The 18248-nt window shown below is 64.0% G+C and carries 20 protein-coding genes and 1 tRNA gene; 10 read left to right on the forward strand and 11 right to left on the reverse strand.

All coding sequences use genetic code 11. From position 1 onward, the window contains the following. The first annotated feature begins 8 nt into the window (after positions 1–8). Complete coding sequence (gene cobT, locus BPNPMPFG_RS07835) at positions 9–1019, forward strand: nicotinate-nucleotide--dimethylbenzimidazole phosphoribosyltransferase (RefSeq protein WP_258594501.1); 1011 nt, start codon at positions 9–11, stop codon at positions 1017–1019. Positions 1020–1089: 70 nt separating this feature from the next. On the opposite strand, the gene BPNPMPFG_RS07840 is transcribed toward cobT, so the two are convergent. Next, positions 1090–1165, reverse strand: a tRNA-Lys gene (locus BPNPMPFG_RS07840). 106 nt (positions 1166–1271) lie between these two features. Continuing rightward, positions 1272–2180, reverse strand: coding sequence for a PhzF family phenazine biosynthesis protein (locus BPNPMPFG_RS07845; protein ID WP_258594503.1), 909 nt, complete (start codon positions 2178–2180; stop codon positions 1272–1274). Between the two features lie 101 nt (positions 2181–2281). Between BPNPMPFG_RS07845 and BPNPMPFG_RS07850 the strand changes: the two genes are divergently transcribed. The 4 genes from BPNPMPFG_RS07850 to BPNPMPFG_RS07865 all read left to right on the forward strand — a co-directional run bounded on the left by BPNPMPFG_RS07850 (position 2282) and on the right by BPNPMPFG_RS07865 (position 5870). After that, positions 2282–3574 (forward strand): efflux RND transporter periplasmic adaptor subunit, encoded by a 1293-nt coding sequence (locus tag BPNPMPFG_RS07850; protein WP_258594504.1) that lies wholly within the window; start codon positions 2282–2284, stop codon positions 3572–3574. Between the two features lie 4 nt (positions 3575–3578). Beyond that, positions 3579–4280, forward strand: coding sequence for an ABC transporter ATP-binding protein (locus BPNPMPFG_RS07855; RefSeq protein WP_258594505.1), 702 nt, complete (start codon positions 3579–3581; stop codon positions 4278–4280). Between the two features lie 2 nt (positions 4281–4282). Further along, complete coding sequence (locus BPNPMPFG_RS07860; protein ID WP_258594506.1) at positions 4283–5500, forward strand: ABC transporter permease; 1218 nt, start codon at positions 4283–4285, stop codon at positions 5498–5500. Positions 5501–5627: 127 nt separating this feature from the next. Then, the gene (locus BPNPMPFG_RS07865) at positions 5628–5870 is read left to right on the forward strand and encodes a hypothetical protein (protein WP_258594508.1); all 243 of its coding nucleotides are present in this window, start codon (positions 5628–5630) and stop codon (positions 5868–5870) included. 97 nt (positions 5871–5967) lie between these two features. On the opposite strand, the gene BPNPMPFG_RS07870 is transcribed toward BPNPMPFG_RS07865, so the two are convergent. Next, positions 5968–6684: a hypothetical protein gene (locus tag BPNPMPFG_RS07870; RefSeq protein ID WP_258594510.1), complete on the reverse strand. Its 717-nt coding sequence runs from the start codon at positions 6682–6684 to the stop codon at positions 5968–5970. 7 nt (positions 6685–6691) lie between these two features. After that, positions 6692–7804 (reverse strand): endonuclease/exonuclease/phosphatase family protein, encoded by a 1113-nt coding sequence (locus BPNPMPFG_RS07875; protein WP_258594512.1) that lies wholly within the window; start codon positions 7802–7804, stop codon positions 6692–6694. A 189-nt stretch (positions 7805–7993) separates the two neighbouring features. Here BPNPMPFG_RS07875 and BPNPMPFG_RS07880 point away from each other — a divergent pair, with 189 nt between their 5' ends. After that, positions 7994–8557 (forward strand): BA14K family protein, encoded by a 564-nt coding sequence (locus tag BPNPMPFG_RS07880; protein WP_258594513.1) that lies wholly within the window; start codon positions 7994–7996, stop codon positions 8555–8557. Between the two features lie 96 nt (positions 8558–8653). On the opposite strand, the gene ilvC is transcribed toward BPNPMPFG_RS07880, so the two are convergent. Both ilvC and BPNPMPFG_RS07890 read right to left on the reverse strand, forming a co-directional pair. Then, entirely contained in the window at positions 8654–9673 is a 1020-nt protein-coding gene (ilvC, locus tag BPNPMPFG_RS07885) for a ketol-acid reductoisomerase (protein WP_258594514.1), read from the reverse strand. Positions 9674–9697: 24 nt separating this feature from the next. After that, positions 9698–10351, reverse strand: a complete 654-nt coding sequence (locus BPNPMPFG_RS07890; protein WP_258594515.1) for a TetR/AcrR family transcriptional regulator — start codon at positions 10349–10351, stop codon at positions 9698–9700. A gap of 152 nt (positions 10352–10503) precedes the next feature. Here BPNPMPFG_RS07890 and BPNPMPFG_RS07895 point away from each other — a divergent pair, with 152 nt between their 5' ends. Continuing rightward, entirely contained in the window at positions 10504–10932 is a 429-nt protein-coding gene (locus BPNPMPFG_RS07895) for an anthrone oxygenase family protein (RefSeq protein WP_258594516.1), read from the forward strand. A gap of 43 nt (positions 10933–10975) precedes the next feature. Here BPNPMPFG_RS07895 and BPNPMPFG_RS07900 read toward each other — a convergent pair whose 3' ends face one another. Further along, positions 10976–11434 (reverse strand): MarR family winged helix-turn-helix transcriptional regulator, encoded by a 459-nt coding sequence (locus BPNPMPFG_RS07900; RefSeq protein ID WP_258594518.1) that lies wholly within the window; start codon positions 11432–11434, stop codon positions 10976–10978. Positions 11435–11534: 100 nt separating this feature from the next. Between BPNPMPFG_RS07900 and BPNPMPFG_RS07905 the strand changes: the two genes are divergently transcribed. Both BPNPMPFG_RS07905 and BPNPMPFG_RS07910 read left to right on the forward strand, forming a co-directional pair. Beyond that, a complete protein-coding gene (locus tag BPNPMPFG_RS07905) occupies positions 11535–11840 on the forward strand; it encodes a Rieske (2Fe-2S) protein (RefSeq protein ID WP_258594520.1) in 306 nt (101 codons plus the stop codon). A 1-nt stretch (position 11841) separates the two neighbouring features. Beyond that, the gene (locus BPNPMPFG_RS07910) at positions 11842–12570 is read left to right on the forward strand and encodes a glutathione S-transferase family protein (RefSeq protein ID WP_258594522.1); all 729 of its coding nucleotides are present in this window, start codon (positions 11842–11844) and stop codon (positions 12568–12570) included. A gap of 39 nt (positions 12571–12609) precedes the next feature. Here the strand turns inward: BPNPMPFG_RS07910 and BPNPMPFG_RS07915 are convergent, their stop codons facing one another. From BPNPMPFG_RS07915 to BPNPMPFG_RS07930, 4 genes are all read right to left on the reverse strand, one after another. Beyond that, the gene (locus tag BPNPMPFG_RS07915) at positions 12610–14193 is read right to left on the reverse strand and encodes a CHAT domain-containing protein (RefSeq protein ID WP_258594523.1); all 1584 of its coding nucleotides are present in this window, start codon (positions 14191–14193) and stop codon (positions 12610–12612) included. A gap of 1 nt (position 14194) precedes the next feature. Then, complete coding sequence (locus BPNPMPFG_RS07920) at positions 14195–15415, reverse strand: tetratricopeptide repeat protein (RefSeq protein WP_258594524.1); 1221 nt, start codon at positions 15413–15415, stop codon at positions 14195–14197. A gap of 36 nt (positions 15416–15451) precedes the next feature. Further along, positions 15452–16657 (reverse strand): FAD-dependent oxidoreductase, encoded by a 1206-nt coding sequence (locus tag BPNPMPFG_RS07925; RefSeq protein ID WP_258594526.1) that lies wholly within the window; start codon positions 16655–16657, stop codon positions 15452–15454. Positions 16658–16786: 129 nt separating this feature from the next. Beyond that, positions 16787–17197: a winged helix-turn-helix transcriptional regulator gene (locus tag BPNPMPFG_RS07930; RefSeq protein WP_258594527.1), complete on the reverse strand. Its 411-nt coding sequence runs from the start codon at positions 17195–17197 to the stop codon at positions 16787–16789. 127 nt (positions 17198–17324) lie between these two features. Here BPNPMPFG_RS07930 and BPNPMPFG_RS07935 point away from each other — a divergent pair, with 127 nt between their 5' ends. Then, positions 17325–18215, forward strand: a complete 891-nt coding sequence (locus BPNPMPFG_RS07935; RefSeq protein ID WP_258594528.1) for an SDR family oxidoreductase — start codon at positions 17325–17327, stop codon at positions 18213–18215. Positions 18216–18248: the final 33 nt, after the last annotated feature.

Raw genomic sequence — 18248 nt, forward strand, 5'->3', positions numbered from 1 at the left:
TTGCCCCCATGCCCTTCAAATCGCTCGATGAACTGCGCACCGCCTGCATCGATCTGCCCACCGGCAGCGATGCCGCCGCCAATGTGGTCGCCCGCCGCCAGGACACACTGACCAAGCCGCAAGGCAGCCTTGGCCGGCTTGAGACCATCGCTGCTTGGCTGGCGCGCTGGCAGGGCCGCGACATGCCGAAGCTCGACCGCGTCAAAGTCTTCGTCTTCGCCGGCAACCATGGCGTCACCGCGCAAGGCGTGTCGGCCTATCCTTCGGAGGTCACCGTGCAGATGGTGGCCAATTTCGCCGGCGGCGGTGCCGCCATCAACCAGCTCGCCCGCATCGCCGGCGCCGAGCTCGACGTCATTCCGCTCGACCTCGACCATCCGACCGGCGATTTCACGCAAGGGCCGGCGATGGACGACAAGGCGTTTCTCGCCGCCGTCTCCGCCGGCTATGACGCGGTGACGAAAGACCTGGATCTCGTCTGCTTCGGCGAAATGGGCATCGGCAACACCACGCCGGCGGCTGCCATTTCAGCCGCCCTGTTTGGCGGCGGCGCGGAAAAATGGACCGGGCGCGGCACCGGCGTCGACGATGCCGGCCTCAAGCGCAAGGTGGTTGCCATCGAAGCCGGCCTGAAGCGCCACGCTGCGGCCCTCAGCGATCCGCTGGCAGTAGCCGCCGCGCTCGGCGGGCGCGAACTCGCCGCCATCTTCGGCGCCACGCTGGCCGCCCGCCATCTGGGCATACCAGTACTGCTTGACGGCTTCGTCTGCACCGCCGCCGCCGCACCGCTGGCAAGACTGCATCCGACCGGCCTCGCCCACACCATATCAGCCCATGTCTCAGCCGAATCCGGCCATCGCGGTCTGCTCGAAGCGCTCGGCCTGCCGCCGCTGCTCGATCTCGGCATGCGGCTCGGCGAAGGCTCCGGCGCCTGCCTCGCCGTCAACATCGTCCGCTCGGCGCTGGAGTGCCATGCCCGCATGGCAAGCTTTGCCGAAGCTGGGGTGTCGGAGAAGTAAACGCTGACTGCCCGAGGCGCGTCAAACGCGTCTCGCTTTCAGGGTCTTTCCACCAAGTCTTTGAAGAATTTGGTGGGTGCGCACAGGATTGAACTGTGGACCCGCTGATTAAGAGTCAGCTGCTCTACCAACTGAGCTACGCACCCACTCGGCCGGCAAAAACCGGCGTTGGCGGGCATATAGCCGCCACCATCGGTCCTGTCCAGCCCTGCCGGAATCATTTCCCGACAAATCGACCAAGCCTGGTTGAGATCAGGCGAACAGTCTGCCTTCCGCCACCTTGACCGCGTTGCCGCCGATGCGCGCCGAGGCCAGTTTTCCGCCTTGCACGGTCAGTTCGAGGCGGATGCGCGAGGCCCGGCCCATCTCCAGCCCCTGCTCGATCCACAGCTGCGAGACGCCGTCGGTCGGTCCGTCGAAATGCATGATGGCGCCGGCGAAGGCGGCCGCCGCCGAGCCGGTCGCCGGATCCTCATAGGACGGCGTGCCGGGCACGATCATGCGCGCATGGAAGGCGCTTTCATGGTTCACCGTCTCGCGGCAGTAAACATAGGGGCTGGCGAAGGCCCACTCGCTCTTGCGCGGCGCCAGTTCCGACCACGCCTGGTTGTCCAGCCGGATTCGCCCAGCAGCCTCGAGATTGGCAACCGGGATGGTGACGTAGGGCACGCCCGCCGACCAGAACGAGACACGGTGATTCTCGAAGCCGATTTCATGCGGCGCCAGCCCAAGCGCCGCACCGATTGCTTCCGGATCGGCGTCGAGCTTCAGCGGCTCCGGCAATTTCGCCAGGTCGAACTCGGCAAAAATGTTGCCATCGTGCCTGCTGACGGCGCAGCGCACCGGGCCGATGTTCTCTTCCAGCACGAAGATGCCGGCGCCATCCTCTTCCGCCAGTTCGGCCAGCGCGATCGCTGAACCGACCGTCGGGTGACCGGCGAAGGGCATCTCATAGTCGGGCGTGAAGATGCGGATGCGGTTTCGGTGCTTGGGATTGTCCGGCGGCAGCACGAAGACCGATTCCGACAGGTTGAACTCGCGCGCGATGGCCTGCATCGCTGCCGTGTCCAGACCTTGGCAATCCAACACGACGGCCAGCGGGTTGCCGGCCAGTCGCTCGGTCGTAAACACATCGTAAAGCAAGTAATTCCGAGCTTGCATTCCTGCCTCAATCCCAACATGGGCGAAATTTAATTTGATATTTGAACCAGTAAGCCTGATCTGTGCACAGATAGGGACATTACGCATCATAGGGGTCCGACGTGGACCAAATTGTCAATCCGCCAAAGACGGAATCGGATTCCGCCATCGAGACCGCGCTCGGGCTCGACAGACAAGGCCTGCGCAAGACGCGCCGTCGCGGCTGGCTCTATGCGCTGCTGACACTGATCGTGCTCGTCGCCGGGCTGGGCCTTTATCAATGGTATGCCGGCTCGCCGGCCAAGATTGACTACGCCACCGTGCCGGCCGCCATTGCCGATCTCACCGTCGAGGTGTCGGCGACCGGCACGCTGCAGCCCCTCACCCAGGTCGACATTTCCAGCCAGTTGTCCGGCATTATCCGTTCGGTGTCCGTCAAGGAAAACCAGCAGGTCAAGAAGGGCGATGTGCTGGCCGCCCTCGACACCGCCAAGCTGCAGGTTCAGATCGAGCGGGCGCAGGCATCCGCCAAGGGCGCGGCCGCCAATGTCGAGGATGCCACGGTAACGCTTGCCGAGAACGAAAAGGCGCTTGTCCGCGCCGCGGCGCTGACCAAGCGCGGCATGGCGACCGACCAGTCGCTCGAAGCTGCGACCGCGACGCGTGACCGCTCCAAGGCGGCGCTCGACAGTGCCGAGGCCAATCTCGCCATCGCCAATGCCGATCTGAAATCGCAGCAGACCGACCTCGCCAACAGCACCATCTATGCGCCGATCGACGGCATCGTGCTGACGCGCTCGGTCGATCCCGGCCAGACGGTCGCCTCCTCGCTGCAGGCACCGGTGCTGTTCATCATCGCCGCCGATCTCAGAAACATGGAACTGGTGGCGGCCGTCGACGAGGCCGACATCGGCGCGGTCAAGGCCGGCCAACATGCCCGCTTCACCGTCGACGCCTTCCCGGAGCGGCCGTTCGATGCCGAAATCCGCGACATCTCCTACGCCTCGGTCACCACCGACGGCGTCGTCACCTACAATGCGCGGCTCGAGGTCGACAACAACGAGCTGTTGCTGCGGCCCGGCATGACCGCCACCGTTTCGGTCGTCACCCGCCAGGCCAAGGGTGTGCTCACCGTACCGGCCACCGCCTTCCGCTATCGCCCGGCGCAGCAGGCGGCTCGCGCCTGGAGCCTGAGCGACCTGTTCACCGGCCGCATGGGTCGCCCCGGCGGCAATCGCCAGCGCCAGGCGGCGACGGCGCCCACCGACGGCTCGCGCACGCTCTATGTGCTGGAGAACGGACAGCCGCGTCCGGTCAACGTCAAGATCGGTTCCACCGATGGCGAATTGACCGAGATCACCTCGGGCATCGAGGCAGGCGCTCAGGTGATCACCGCGTCGCAGCAGCGGAACTGAGGCCGTGGCCGCGACCCTTATCACCTTCGACAAGGTCTGGAAGAGCTATGGCCAGGGCGAGGCCAAGGTCCATGCGCTGGCCGGCGTCGACCTTGCGATCCGGCGCGGCGAATTCGTCGCCATCATGGGCCCGTCCGGCTCCGGCAAATCGACGGCGATGAACATCATCGGCTGCCTCGACACGCCGACGGCCGGCACCTACGCCTTCATGGGGCTGGACGCCGGTCGGCTCGACCGCAACCGCCGCGCCATGCTGCGCAACCTTTACATCGGCTTCGTCTTCCAGGGCTACAATCTGCTGGCCCGCACAACGGCGGCGGAAAATGTCGAACTGCCGCTGATCTATCGCGGCGTCGCCGCCCGCGAGCGTCGCGACCTTGCCATGCAGGCGCTGGCCCAGGTCGGCCTTGTCGGCCGCGAGCATCACACGCCGGCAGAACTGTCCGGCGGCCAGCAGCAGCGCGTGGCGATCGCGCGCGCCATCGTCACCCGCCCGACCCTGCTCGTCGCCGACGAGCCGACCGGCAATCTCGACACCGCCCGCACGCACGAGATCATGGAGCTGCTGACTGAGCTCAACACCGAGCTTGGCCTGACCATCGCCATGGTCACGCATGAGGCCGACGTCGCCGGCTATGCCGAACGCACCATTCACTTCCTCGACGGCCACGTCGCCTCCGATTCCAAGAATCTAGAGGTTGCCTAGCCATGATCTGGGAAACCGTCCGCCTCTCGCTCCGCTCGATCCGCCGCAACGTGCTGCGCTCGTTCCTGACCCTATTCGGCATCGTCATCGGCGTTGCCGCCGTCATTGCCATGCTCACCATCGGCTCCGGCACCACCGAAAAGGTCAAGGCCGACATCTCCAAGCTCGGCAGCAATCTGCTGGTCGTCCGCTCCGGCCGCCCTGCCGGTCCCGGCGGTCCGGGCGGGCTTGACCAGGTGGTCCGTCCGCTGGCCGAAAAGGACCTTGCAGCACTTGTCGCGCACCTGACTGGCGCGCGCGCCATTTCGCCGGCCTCGCAGAAGCAGGTGCGCGTCATCTTCGGCACCGAGAGCCTGACCTCGGGCGTCACCGGCACCGACAGCGCCTATCTCGATGCGCGCGACTGGAAGCTGGTGTCCGGCCGCCCGTTCAGCGATTCCGAAACCCGCTCGGGCACCGGCGTGTGCCTGATCGGCGAGACGGTGCGCCAGCAATTCTTCGGCGCCGGCGATCCCGAAGGCGAGATCATCCGCGTCAACCGCACCTCCTGCAAGATCATCGGCCTGCTCGAACCCAAGGGCTATACCGGCTTCGGCCAGGATCAGGACAATGTCGTCTTGATGCCGCTGCATGCCTATCAGCGCCGCATCGCCGGCAACCGCGACATCGACAACATCTACATCGCCGCCGACGACCGCACGCCGACAGCGGAGTTGCAGCCGCGCGTCGAGGACATTTTGCGCGATGCGCGCCGCGTCACCCCCGACCGCGAGAGCGATTTCGCCATCCGCGACATGACCCAGATAGCCGACGCCATGGCCAGCGCCACCACCACCATGACCGGCATGCTGGGCGCGGTCGCCGGCGTCAGCCTGCTGGTCGGAGGCATCGGCATCATGAACATCATGCTGGTCTCGGTCACCGAGCGCACCCGCGAGATCGGCATCCGGCTCGCCATCGGCGCGCATGAGAAGCACATCCTGATCCAGTTCCTGGTCGAGGCTACGGTGCTGTCGCTGCTCGGCGGCATCATCGGCATCCTGATCGGCCTGGCGCTGGCGGGCCTCGCCTCGGTGACGCTGACCATCCCCTTCGCGCCGAGCCCGGCGGTCATCCTGCTCGCCGTCGGTTTTTCGGCGCTGATCGGCATGGTGTTCGGCTTCTTCCCGGCCCTGCGCGGCGCCAGGCTCGACCCGATCGACGCGCTGCGCCACGAATAGAGCAGCGGAAATACGTCGGCGCTCGAAACCGATCTTGCGCAGCCCTTGGCGTGTTAACTCGCGTCGCCACTGTCGCGACGCAGTTGGCGATGCTAGGGCAAGGCATCTTCGGTCGGGGGAACAACACATGAGCAAGAGGGCGCGACTGATCCTGGCGATGGTCCTCATCGAGGCCATCCTTGCAGGCATCCGGTGGTATCTCGCCCGCTACGGCATGGCCAATCCCGATCGCGTCACCGCCGATTTCCAGGTGGTCGTCGGCCAGACCATGGGAATGGCGATGGGCGGCCTTCTGGGGATCGGCTTCATCTTGTTCTTCGTCGCCGCCAGCAACGACCGCAAGGCGGCGCAGAACAAGACGCGCCGTTAGAGCGGTTCACCCTTTCACGGAAACGCCGAACCGCTCTATCTCTTTGTTTTAACGCAATTCCGGACGGAAAACCGTTCACACTTTTCCTGGAATTGCTCTAATCCACGCCGGCAAAATGCCATTCGACCAGCGGCTTCATGTGAGGCGCCAACCCGTCCGGAAGGTCGGCGGCGTGGCGGATGATCACCGGCCCCTCGATCTCCGGCTCGGCCTCGGTGGCCACGAAGGCTGAGATGCGCCTGGCGACCTCGTCGGCGGGCGCCGTCACACGGTAGCGGCGGAAGATCACCGTGCCGCTGTCGGTCGACAGGACGTGCCAGCGCCTGTCGCGCGCAGCACCGGATAGATCGAGGCCGGTCTCTTCGCGCACTTCCCGGATCATGTTGAAATCGACATCGACCCGCCCGTCTCGAAAGTCTGTCGGCTCGAACGAGCCGGCGGCGAAATAGACACGGCCCGCGTTGACCGTATGCGATCCCATGCGGATCGCCACCAGCGCATTGTCGCCGGCCACCAGCACGGCATGCCCATAGGCGTGCTCGGCACCCGAATTCTCGCGCCGCTTACGCCAGAGCATGAAAGTGGAGTAATTGACCGCATGGCAGCGGCCAACGAGACGGTTGTCGCGATACGCGAGATGCGACAGCAACACCACCGTGCCGTCGAACAGCGCCGGCTTGGCCGCTATCTCGCGCTGCCAGTTCTCGGCGATGGCCTCTGCGTTATCCAGCGCGAACGGGTGCGGGCCGGGATCGAGCCGGACGTCGACGGCATCGACCGACAGGATGACATTGCGCGGTAGGTCGAAACTCATAGGCGTATCATCTCATATCGAGGGTAATGGCCACCGGGCAATGATCCGATGCCTTCGGCCGGTCCCAGCCGGCGCGCGGAAAGCGGTCTACCTCCTGGCCAGGCGGGAAAATTGTGCGCCAGGGCTGGCCGTCGCGGATGATGTCGGGAACGGCCGTCGCGTTGCTGGCAGCCAACGCCTTCGACAACAGGATGTAGTCGAGTTGGCACAGATGCCGCTCCTCCGGTCCGCGCGTGTGGTAGAAGCTCCAGCGATTCATTTCCGGCCGCCGTTCGACGACGTTTTCGCAGAAGCCGCCTTCCGTCAGCACGTTGATGCAGGACTGGTTCTCGTTGACCACTTCGAAGCGGTAGCCGTCGATCGCATGGCCGGCTATCTTCACGCGCTGCCGGTAATCGTTCATGTCGCCGCAGATCGCCCAGCGCTTGTCGGCGGCGTGGTCCTTGCCAAAGCGCTCCTCGATGATCCGGCGCACGGCTTGCGCCTCGGCGATGCGCACCGGCATCGTCGCCTCGCGCCCGTCAAGCCCGTTGCGCGGCGAGCCCATCGACTTGAAGTGCACGAGATAGAGCGTCAGCGGTACCCCGCCCACGGTCACGTCGACTTCCAGGCAGTCGCGCCGGAAGATGCGCTCATTGGCCTGGTTGCCGAGTGCCTCGAGCTCCGGCGTGTGCAGCCCGAACTGTTCATAGGTGACATAGGCGTGGCTGGTCATGCGCACAAATTCGATCGGCTGGCCCTGCGCGGTCTCGTTGCGCATCATGACGGCGACGTCGATCCCGCGCGAATCATTGCCTGACGTGGTGTATTTCTGCCGGTAGCCCTGCCCGACCATCTTGAACAGATAGCCATATTCGAAGGCCTTCAGTGCCTCGATGTTGTCGACCTCCTGCATGCAGATGATGTCGGCGCGGGTGGCCGCGATCGCCAGCGCCGTCAGCTGGCGCGTGTCGTCGGATTGGGCGATGGCGCGGGCCTGCTCCAGCATCTTGTATTCCGCTTCGCTCTGGATATCGAACAGCGCCAGCGTGCGATCTTCGTTGAGCTGGTTGCGATAGCCGGAAAAATCGAACCTGTTCATCAGGTTCTCGACATTGAAGGTGGCAAGACGCAGCGACATGCCATGACCTTTGCCCGCAAGTGCCGCATAAAACAAGATCGCGGGACCACCCGCGGAGATCGATTGGTCCTGATGGCACTCGCGCCCTGGTTGACGGAACCTTTCCGTTCATCCGCCGTTCAGATGCAAACACCCACAGTAGGCTCATTCCTCGGGTAGGCGTGGGGCCTGAATCTCTTGGAGAGTGCAATGAATTCGCTCTTTTCTTCCACGGTCAAATCAGGGCTGATTGCCCTCGGTATCCTCTCCGGCGTCACGGCACCGTCCGCCGCAGGCCCGATGATGCAGCCGGACCTGTCGATTCCCACCAGCACGGCGGCGCCGACGGTCACACCGGTCCGCGACAGCTGGGCGGGCGGCAACGACCGGCAGTTCAACGGCGACAATTGGAGATGGCGCCGGTCGGGCAACTGGAACGGGGGGCGCCACTGGAACGGCGGCGGCAACTGGAACGGCGGCCGCCACTGGGATCGCGGCGGTTGGCGCCACCATTATCGCGGCGGCGGCTATTACGATGACGGTGCGGCTGCTGTCCTCGGCCTTGGCTTGGGCCTTGGCCTGGGCAGCATGTACAACAACTACGACTACTACGATGCGCCGCCGCCGCGCCGCTACTATCGCACCTATCGGACGCAGCGGGTTTCGAGCGCCCATGTCCAATGGTGCTATAACAGGTACCGGTCGTATCGCGCCTGGGACAACACGTTCCAGCCCTACAACGGCCCGCGTCAGCAGTGCTACTCGCCCTATTGATAAGCTGGCCTGTAGCTGAGCCCGGAAATGAAAACGGCGCCACGTGGCGCCGTTTTTGATTTTGGCCCATTCGAAACGTTCGAACGTCGATCTCGCTCAGTTCTTGGCTTTATCGACCAGCTTGTTCTTCGAGATCCACGGCATCATCGCGCGCAGCTTGGCGCCGACTTCCTCGATCTGGTGGCTGTCGTTGTTGCGGCGGATGCCCTTGAAGCGCGACATGCCGGCGCGGTATTCCTGCATCCACTCCGAGGTGAACTTGCCGGTCTGGATGTCCTTCAGCACGCGCTTCATCTCGGCTTTGGTCTCGGCGGTGATGATGCGCGGGCCCGAGACATATTCGCCCCATTCGGCGGTGTTCGAGATCGAGTAGTTCATGTTGGCGATGCCGCCTTCATAGATCAGGTCGACGATCAGCTTGACCTCGTGCAGGCACTCGAAATAGGCCATTTCCGGCGCGTAGCCGGCTTCCACCAGCGTCTCGAAGCCGGCGCGGATCAGTTCAACCAGGCCGCCGCACAGCACGACCTGCTCGCCGAACAAGTCGGTCTCGCATTCCTCGCGGAAATTGGTCTCGATGATGCCCGAACGGCCGCCTCCGACGCCGCAGGCGTAGGACAGCGCCAGGTCAAGCGCGTTGCCCGAGGCATCCTGGTTGACGGCGACAAGGCACGGCACGCCGCCGCCCTTTTGGTATTCGCCGCGCACCGTGTGGCCGGGGCCTTTCGGCGCGATCATGACGACGTCGACCGTCGACTTTGGTTCGATGAGGCCAAAATGCACGTTGAGGCCGTGGGCGAAGGCGATCGCCGCACCGTCGCGGATGTTCGGCGCGATCTCGTTCCTGTAGATGTCGGCCTGCAGCTCGTCAGGTGTCGCCATCATCATCAGGTCAGCCCATTTGGCGGCGTCCGCCACGCTCATCACCTTCAGCCCATCGGCCTCGACCTTCTTGGCGGTCGCCGAGCCGGCCTTGAGGCCGATGGCGATCTCCTTGGCGCCGGAATCCTTGAGGTTGAGCGCATGCGCCCTGCCCTGGCTGCCATAGCCGATGATGGCGACCTTCTTGCCCTTGATCAGGTTGAGATCGGCATCGCGATCGTAATAGACACGCATTTTGTCTTCCTTCCCGTTTATGAATCAGAGGCCTTGCGGCCGGTTGTTGCTCTTGAAGAGAGCGAGAAACTGCTGCGTCGCCCGCGCGGCATCGCCGCCGATCGCCGCCTCAGTCAATTCCAGCCGGTCGCCGAGCAGCAGACGGATCTGCACATCGCGGGCAACCAGCCCGAAAAAGGTCCGGAACGCCGTTTCGGCATCCGAGAATTCCAGAAGTCCGGCCTGCCGACCGGCTTCAAGCACAGGCTTCAGCCGCTTTGCGAGCGCAAAACGACCATTCTCGAGCACGACGGCACCGAGGTTGTCCTTGCCGGAACCAGCATGGCCGACCGCGACGCGGTTGAGCGCGATCGAGGTGTCGCTGGAGATCACCTTGAGCCAGTCCGAGGCGAAGCGTTCGAGACTTGCCGTCAGCGAGGCGAGGTCGAGCCCCTTGCCGTCGACCTGCGCCACCCGCACCTTCGACGCCTGCCACTGCACGGTTGCCGTCAGCAGCCCGTCACGGTCGCCAAACCATTTGTAGAGCGTTTCCTTGGAACAGCTCGCCCGCCGCGCCACGGCGGTCATGGTCAATTGATCGCCCTCCTCGACCAGCAGGCGAAGTGCCGCATCCAGAACGGCCTTCTGCCGCTCTGTCAGCGCTTCGCTGGCGTCGATGTCGGGCACGATGTGCAACACAATCTTTCCTCGGCAGGCGAATTCGTCTGCAATTCAAACGAGCCGTACCGTACGTTACGGTTCGGCTCTTCTATGACCCATTGTCCAGACCCGCGCAAGCCCTATTCTGTCCTGACGGCGTCGATGCCGGCTCAGATGGATCGGGGAAGACGATGTTCATCGGATTGCTTGCCTTGACGGTTGCCGCCACCTTCTCCGGCGCCGCGATTTACGTCAGCGTCGCCGAGCAACCGGCGCGGCTTCGTCTCGACGACAGGGCGCTGCTGCAGGAATGGCAGCCGTCCTACAAGCGCGGCGCAGCGATGCAGGCGTCGATTGCCATCGTCGCCTGCGTACTTGGTCTGATTGCCTGGTGGCAGACCGGCGGTTTCGCCTTTCTGGTTGGCGCGGTGATGATCATTCTGCCCTGGCCGTGGACGCTGATCGCCATGATGCCGACCAACAGGGTGCTCGAGGCGATGGAGGCCGGCAATCCGCAAGCCAGGTTCCTGATCGTCAAATGGGGCAATCTGCACCTGGTTCGCGTATCACTTGGCGTGCTGGCAACGCTATGCTTTCTCTGGGGCAGCCATCTGGGCTGACCTCGGCCAGATCTTGGCGGGCCGTGCGCTCAGCGCGATGGCATCAGTCCTCGACCGGCGGATGTCGCAGCCGGCCGAGCAGCGCCGACATCATGGCCAGTTCATCCGCTGAGAGTTTGGCGCCGACCAGTTCGGTGATCGACCGTCCGTAGACAGCCCACATAGCGCGGCGCGTCTCGCGGCCCTTGGCTGAGATGCGGATGGTGTGGCCGCGGCCGTCATCGGCCACCGGCAGTTTCTCGACCAGCCCGTCAGCCTCGAGCCGGGCCAGCAGCCGCGAGATGTTGTACTGCGCAAACAGGGTGCGCTCGATCAGCTGGAACGGTCGCAGCCCGCCCTCACTTGCCTCGGCGAGCTCATGCAGCACGTCGTACCAGGCAAGCGGCGGCAGGCCACCGGCCTTCAACGCCTCTTCGGCACGTTCCATCAGCTGGCGCGAAACCCGCATCATGCGAGCCCAGGCCTTGATGGCTGCGGGCGAAGGCATGGCTTTCTCAGTCATGACTGCATCCTAGGCGATAGATGCAATTGCATCAAGCTTGACGATCAATGCAGATGCATCTATATTGATGCAATTGCATCAATATCTGAAGGCAAATGCCATGAAACATGAAATCTGCAAGATCGCCGACATTCCACGGACGGGCAGCCTGATCGCGCCGTTCTTCGGCCGTGAGGTCCATGTCTATCGCAGCGGCGAGCGTATCCGCGCCGCTGCCAATGTCTGCCTGCATTTCGGTGGGCCGCTCGACTGCAAGGACGGCAGGCTGGTCTGCCAATGGCACCGCGCTTCATTCGACATGGCAAGCGGCGACCGGCTCGATGGGCCAGCGCCGAAGACATCCCGCTTGATGTTCCTGTCGACACGCGTCGAGGACGGCGCGTTGAACTATGTCTGGGGTGAATGAGATGACCGAAAAGCTCATTCTCGTCAGCCATCCTCTCTGCCCCTATGTGCAGCGCGCCGCGATTTCGCTGGCCGAGAAGGGCGTGCCGTTCGAGCGCGTCGACATCGACCTCGCCAACAAGCCGGACTGGTTCAAGGCGATCTCGCCGCTCGGAAAGGTGCCGCTGCTGCGCGTGCAGCGAGATGGCGAGGAAACGGTGATCTTCGAATCCGCCGTCATTCTCGAATTCCTCGAAGAGACACAAGCCAATCCCCTCCACCCCGCCGACCCTTATGCCCGCGCCCGGCATCGTGCCTGGATCGAATTCGGCTCGGCCATCCTCAACGCCATCAGCCGGTTCTATTCGGCCCAGACCGAGGCCACCTTCATTGCGGAAGGCGACGCTCTGTCGGCGATGTTCGATCGTCTTGAAGCCGAGTTGGCGGACGCCGAACGGAACGGACCGTGGTTCGCCGGCGAACGCTTCTCGTTCGTCGACGCCGTCCACGGTCCGGTTTTCAGATATCTCGACGCCTTCGACCGGATCGGCGATTTCGGCATCCTGGACGACAAGCCCCGTGTCCGGGCCTGGCGCGAGGCGCTGAGTGAACGCCGGTCGATCAGGCAAGCCGTGGTGTCGGACTATCCGCAACGCCTGCATGCATTCTTGCAGGCGAAGGGATCGCATCTTTCGACAATCATCCGCCGAAACGATCCGGCCAAACCGTTTGCACAAGCACGATCAGCCTGAACGGATCGATCGCGGACAGGCGACCGCCGTGTGGCCTTGTCAGTTCTCGAACATGACGAAGGCGGCCCATACCCGCGGGTCCTGCGCGCCTGATATCTTGCCGTCGCGGGCGTCGCGGCGGGTCTGGCGCAGCGCCTCCGGATAGGTCTGCCCGGCGGCAAGATGGTCGTAGAAGCTGACCATGAAGGCGGCGGTTCCGGCATCGTCCACGGGCCAAAGGGTCAACAGCGAACGCTTCGCGCCGGCAATGTCGATCGCTGTCGGCAGGCCGCGCAAACCGCCGACGAATGTCTCCTGGCCACGGGCCGTCTCGCAGGCGGAGAGCACGAGCAGGTCGAGGTTCGACAGGTCCCACATCATCAGCTCCATGCCATAGAGCCGGCCGTCATCATCGTCGCGCTTCATCGACTGCCGGTCTCCGGACTGCGACAGCACCACCTGGCTTTGCCAAAGCGCATTCACCGCGCCGACACCGCCCTCTTTCTCATCGCGGTACGCGCCGTGGGTGGCCAGATGCGCAACCGTCGCCTGTTCCATGTCGCTGCGCACGGCCCGCTCGCTGGCCGCCGTTCCAACAAGCATTTCGACGGAATAGTGATCGCCGCGCAGGATCGAGGCAATCGCGTCGACCTCCTTGCGGGTGCCCGGCAGCGGTTCCGCGCCCTTTTCCGACCCGCGTGCATAGTCGAGACCACCGGCCAGCAAGGCCTTGCCGGTCTTGGGAAAATTCTGATCGACGCCGGCGTTCAACAACGATTCCGGCCGTGTCAGCATGCGCACGACGAAGCGGTCATCGAGTGGCGCGCCCTTGCCGTCCCGCAGCATGGGAAATGGCACCGAAAACAGCTTGCCGTCCGGCACTACGAAAAGCGTATCGGCGCCGCCAAGCGATGGCTCCAGGGGTGCGATCAGACCGGCATAAAGCCCGGTGAACGTGGCGTTCAGATCGATCAAGGTCACAGCACCACGCTCCTGCGCGGAGCGGGTCGACCTGAGGTTCGCCATGCGTGTTTCCCGCGCAGCCGGGATCAGCCGGCGCGGATCGCCGAGGTCATAGAGGCTCGGCTGCTGATCCTTGCGCGTGGCGATCGCATAAAGGCGCTCGTCTTCCAGCGGATCGGCGCTCTCGCGGTCCGCCCGCCACTTGCGGGTGATGAAGTAATCGATCAGCGCCTCGTTGGGCTTCAGCAGCGTGTTGGCCGTCGGCAACGGCTTGTCCACCACGCTCTGGCTGAAATTATACCTGGTCGTGACCCTCGCGATGACCTTTTGGTACATCGCCTCAACCTGGTCCGGCTGCACGGCACCTGGATCGTCGGCAATGTCGCCACTGGATGCAGCCTCCTGGTAGGCCAAGGACAGCCGTATCCCGGTCTGGATCAAATGCCGTGTCTCCACGTCGTTCGGATCGATTAGACGGGACAGTCTGCGCAACAGATCCCGTTTGTCGTTTTCGAGCGTCGGCCAGCGCCGCACCGCGTCAGCGAATGCCGGCACCACCGATGCATTGCCTTTTGCGAGGCGCGCATAGTCGTAGAGCATGTCGTCGGCCAAGGCGCGGCTGGCCTCGGCGACGACAGGGTTGCCGGCGGTGCTCACCTGGAACCAGTTCCAACGCAGCATGTCATCGTCGAGAGCGGCGAAATCGGCGGCCGGCGGCCGCGGGATCTGTCTTCGCCTTGAGATTGGCCATGGCCTGACGCGCGGCAAACGTCAGCGGATGCACCACGCCGAATTTCGACTCGGCGATGCGATAGGCCCGGTCGAGCTGGCTCATGCTGTTTTCGGTGTCGCCCAGGGCGGCGAAATGCGCGGCGAGCAGGTTGGCGATCTTGATTGCCAGTATTTCGGGATAACTCGCATCATTGGTCAGCGGTTGCAGATAGGCAATCGTCGGGTCGTCGAGCGGCTGCGCGCCGGAGAGCGCCCTGGTGTAGAGCAGCCACGCATCGGCCTGCTCGATCAGATTACCTTCCTGCTTGAGGACAACAGCGATGTCCCGGTCCTGCCGGAAATAGCGCAAGGCCTCGTCGTACTTGCCGAGGTCGAGGTAGTCCTGAGCCGTGTTGTTGGCGCTGACCAGAACGTTGAAGTGATTTGGCCCGTAATAGGCAGTGCGCTTTTCGAGCACATTGAGATCATACTGCAAGGCGCGTGTCGGGGCCCCCATCTGGCGCAGCATGTCGGCCAGATTGTTCTGCAGCTTCCAGATGAAACGATCATCGGTGCCTGTTACCCGCTCGGCCATCTCCAGATTGCGCTGTTCAATGTTGATCGCTGAAGCGATCTGGCCGAATACGGCTATCCCTGTCGCCAGCACATCGTTGGCATACATGAGTTCCTGGGATTCCTTGCCGCGGTAGTGGGCGTAAAGATTGGTTGCCGTCGCGCACATGGAAACGAAGCCCTGATAGTCTTTCTCGGCCTGCTTCAGCATCGCGTAGTTGAGATAGAAGTCGGCCCGTTTCGCGACATCCAGCTGCATCGCCCTGGTTTTCAGGCCTTCGGCAAAAATCTCCTCGGCGTTGTCGAGAATCTGGTTGTTGAGGAACGTCGCGCCAGCGTTGGAGTAGCTCTCCACGGTGAACTCGTAGAGGTCGCTTCTGGCGGCATCGAGCAGCGTTGCCCGCAACTGCGCATAATCTTCGTCGAAGCGCCCGGCATCCATCATCAGCTTGTAGGCCGCGTCGATGCGGTCCGTCAGGGCCGCCTGGCTATCCGATAGCTGCTGCTGTCCCTGGCTTGCCGTCTGGGCCTGTGCCTTCGGCAAAGGCAGCACCACGACCAGCATCGCCAGCGCAAATGCAACGCGTGACAGGCGGCGTGGTTCTCGGACTATGGGCATGACAATTTTCATGCGGATCGGTCTGATGCAAAAACTCTACGGCGCGGTCGTATCATGACCCGGATCGTGTCCAAAATCCCACCGCGCTTCCTTCAGCCCGGTCCGCTTGAACGGATCGATCACCGTGCCGGCCACCATCGAGGCAAGAAACTGTGGCGCCGGGGGGATTTTCGCCACTGTCGCCACCAGCCTGTCGCGGATGAAGGGCAGCGTTACCGAATCCGACTGGTAGAATGGCGTGAACGCCAGCGACAGCGCCTGGAAGATCCGCACATGCCAGCGCCGCGCCTTGGCATAGGCTTCAAGCGCCGCCTCGACGCTGCCGGTTCTTGCCAGCGCATGGCTGAGCGCCGCGGCGTCGAGCAGGGCCATGTTGGCCCCTTGCCCGAGCTGCGGGCTGGTCGAATGCGCGGCGTCGCCGATTATGGCCAGTCGCCGGCCGGCCGGCCACTTCATCGTGTGGTGACCATAGCGCGCCAGCGAGAGCTGGTCGAAATCCTCGATCTGGCTGGTGAACGCCTCGCATTCGGGCCACAGCGAGACCACCCTTGCTTTCCAGGCGTCGAGACCCACTGCCCGCACCCGCTCGACATCAGCCGGCTTGAGGCTCCAGAAGAAGGCCACCATCTTGTCAGCACCCGGCTCCGGCCGGCCGATCGGCAGCACACCGATCATCACGCTGGCCTTGTCGTAGCGCTGCAGCAGCGCATGCTCGTCGAAGCCATCGCCGCGCCATCCAAGTGACGCCCAGAACGCGCCATAGGTGAGCGGGCGCGGCGCACCCGGATTGCCCACGCTTCGCCTCAGCTTCGAGCGCGAGCCGCTGGCGTCCACGACAAGGTCGAACGGCCCTGCCCTGCGTCCGTTGCCACGGATCAGTGTCGCCCGTTCGCCCGCCTCCAGCGTGTCGATCTCGATGCCGGTTTCAATCGCGATCGCCTCGCGCCGCGCGGCGCGAAAGAGCACGCCGAACAGGGCCGCCCGATGCACCGCCAGCCCGAAACGGCCGCCGCGTTGCGCATCATAGCGGACATCGAGCACGGTGCGCCCTGTCGCCGCATCCGCGCCATGCAGGCGGTCGATGCGGCTGCCCAGGGCCAGTATGTCGTCGAGCAGGCCAAGATCAGCCAATACCGTCAGCCCTGTCGGCTGCAGGATCAGCCCGGAGCCGACCGGCTTCGGCTCCTCGAAGCGCTCGAACATGGTGACGTTGTGCCCGGCACGCTTGAGATAGAGCGCCATGGCCAGCCCCGCCGGGCCGGCCCCGGCAATCGCGATATCGTAGGAAATGCCAATGCCCCCGAGCAGACTGGCCGGGACAATCCTTCAGCTGTCCGACGAAATCAAGCCGCTGTCGGCCCCAGCAGGCCGTCAGGCCTGTGTGGCATCGAAGCCGGCGCGCGCGGCACGCACCGCGTTGTGGTTCAGCTCCGCCCACTCAAGCAAATGCCGCAGGGCACCGAACATCGACCGTCCAAGGTCGGTGAGGCTGTACTCGACGCTCGGCGGCTTGGTCGGGAACACTTCGCGATGCACATAGCCGTCGCGCTGCAGGTCGTGGAGCGTCTGGGTAAGCATGCGCTGCGAAATGTCGGGAACCAGTCGCCGCAACTCGCCGAAGCGATAGGGCTGCTCGGCTAGTGCCGACATCAAGAGCGAACTCCATTTGGCCGAGAGACCCTGGATCACGTCGCGGACCGGGCAATCGGAAATGTTTCCGCCACCGCTCATGGCTCTGTAGATCTCGAGCTTGGATTTCAGATTGACGATCGTGCTGTCCACGGCTGGTTCCCTGGCTGTGCCTACCTCCCGAAAAACTGCCTCCTTTACGGCCACGGGTCAATTCCTATTTTAGTGCTGGTCTCTTTTTGAGACCTACCCTTTTCTCCGACCCATGCCAGGATCACCCATGAACAAAACTCTTCTCGTCACCGGAGCGTCCGGCCAGCTCGGCCGCGGCGTCATCAACCACTTGCTGGATACATTCAAGGTCCCGGCCGCGCAGATCATCGCCACCACCCGCACGCCGGCAAATCTGGCCGACCTGGCAGCGCGCGGGGTCACCGTTCGCGAGGCCGATTTCGACGATCATGCCTCGCTCGCCAAGGCCTTCGCCGGTGCTAGCCGGGTGCTCGTCATTTCGACCAACGAACTGGCAGTCCAGGGAAAGCGTCGCGAACAGCAGCTCGCCGCTGTCGCCGCGGCCAGGCAAGCGGGCGTCGCCCACCTGCACTACACCTCGATGCCCAACACCGAGCCGGGTTCACCGGTTCTCTTCGCCCCCGACCATTACGACACCGAACAGGCGATCAAGGCGAGCGGCATCCCCTACACGATCTTCCGCAATGGCTGGTACGACGAGAACCTGTTCATGGCGATGCCGCAGATCCTGGCTTCGGGTCAGTGGTACACCTCGGCGGGCGACGGCCGCATCTCCTACGGCGCACGCGACGATCTGGCGGCGGCGATCGCTGCTGGGCTGGCCTCCGACGCCAGCGAAAGCACGACCTACACGCTGACCGGCCCGCAAGCCTACACCACGGCGGAGGTCGCGGCCCTGGTCACCGAGGTGACCGGCAAGCCTATCCAGGTCGTCCAGCTGTCCGACGAAGCCCTGACCGAGGGCATGAAGGCAGCCGGCCTGCCCGAACCCATCGCCAGGCTTCTCGTCTCCTTCGACGCCGCCACCCGGGCCGGCGGCCTTGGCATGGTGACGGATTCGGTCGAAAAGCTCTCCGGCCGCAAGTCGATGTCGCTGGGGCAGTTTCTCGAGGCTAACAAGGCCGCCCTGGTGGGCTGAAGTCGGCGCGGCGAAAAGTCCAGTATCGATTCT

The sequence above is a fragment of the Mesorhizobium sp. AR07 genome, assembly GCF_024746815.1.
GTDB lineage: Bacteria > Pseudomonadota > Alphaproteobacteria > Rhizobiales > Rhizobiaceae > Mesorhizobium.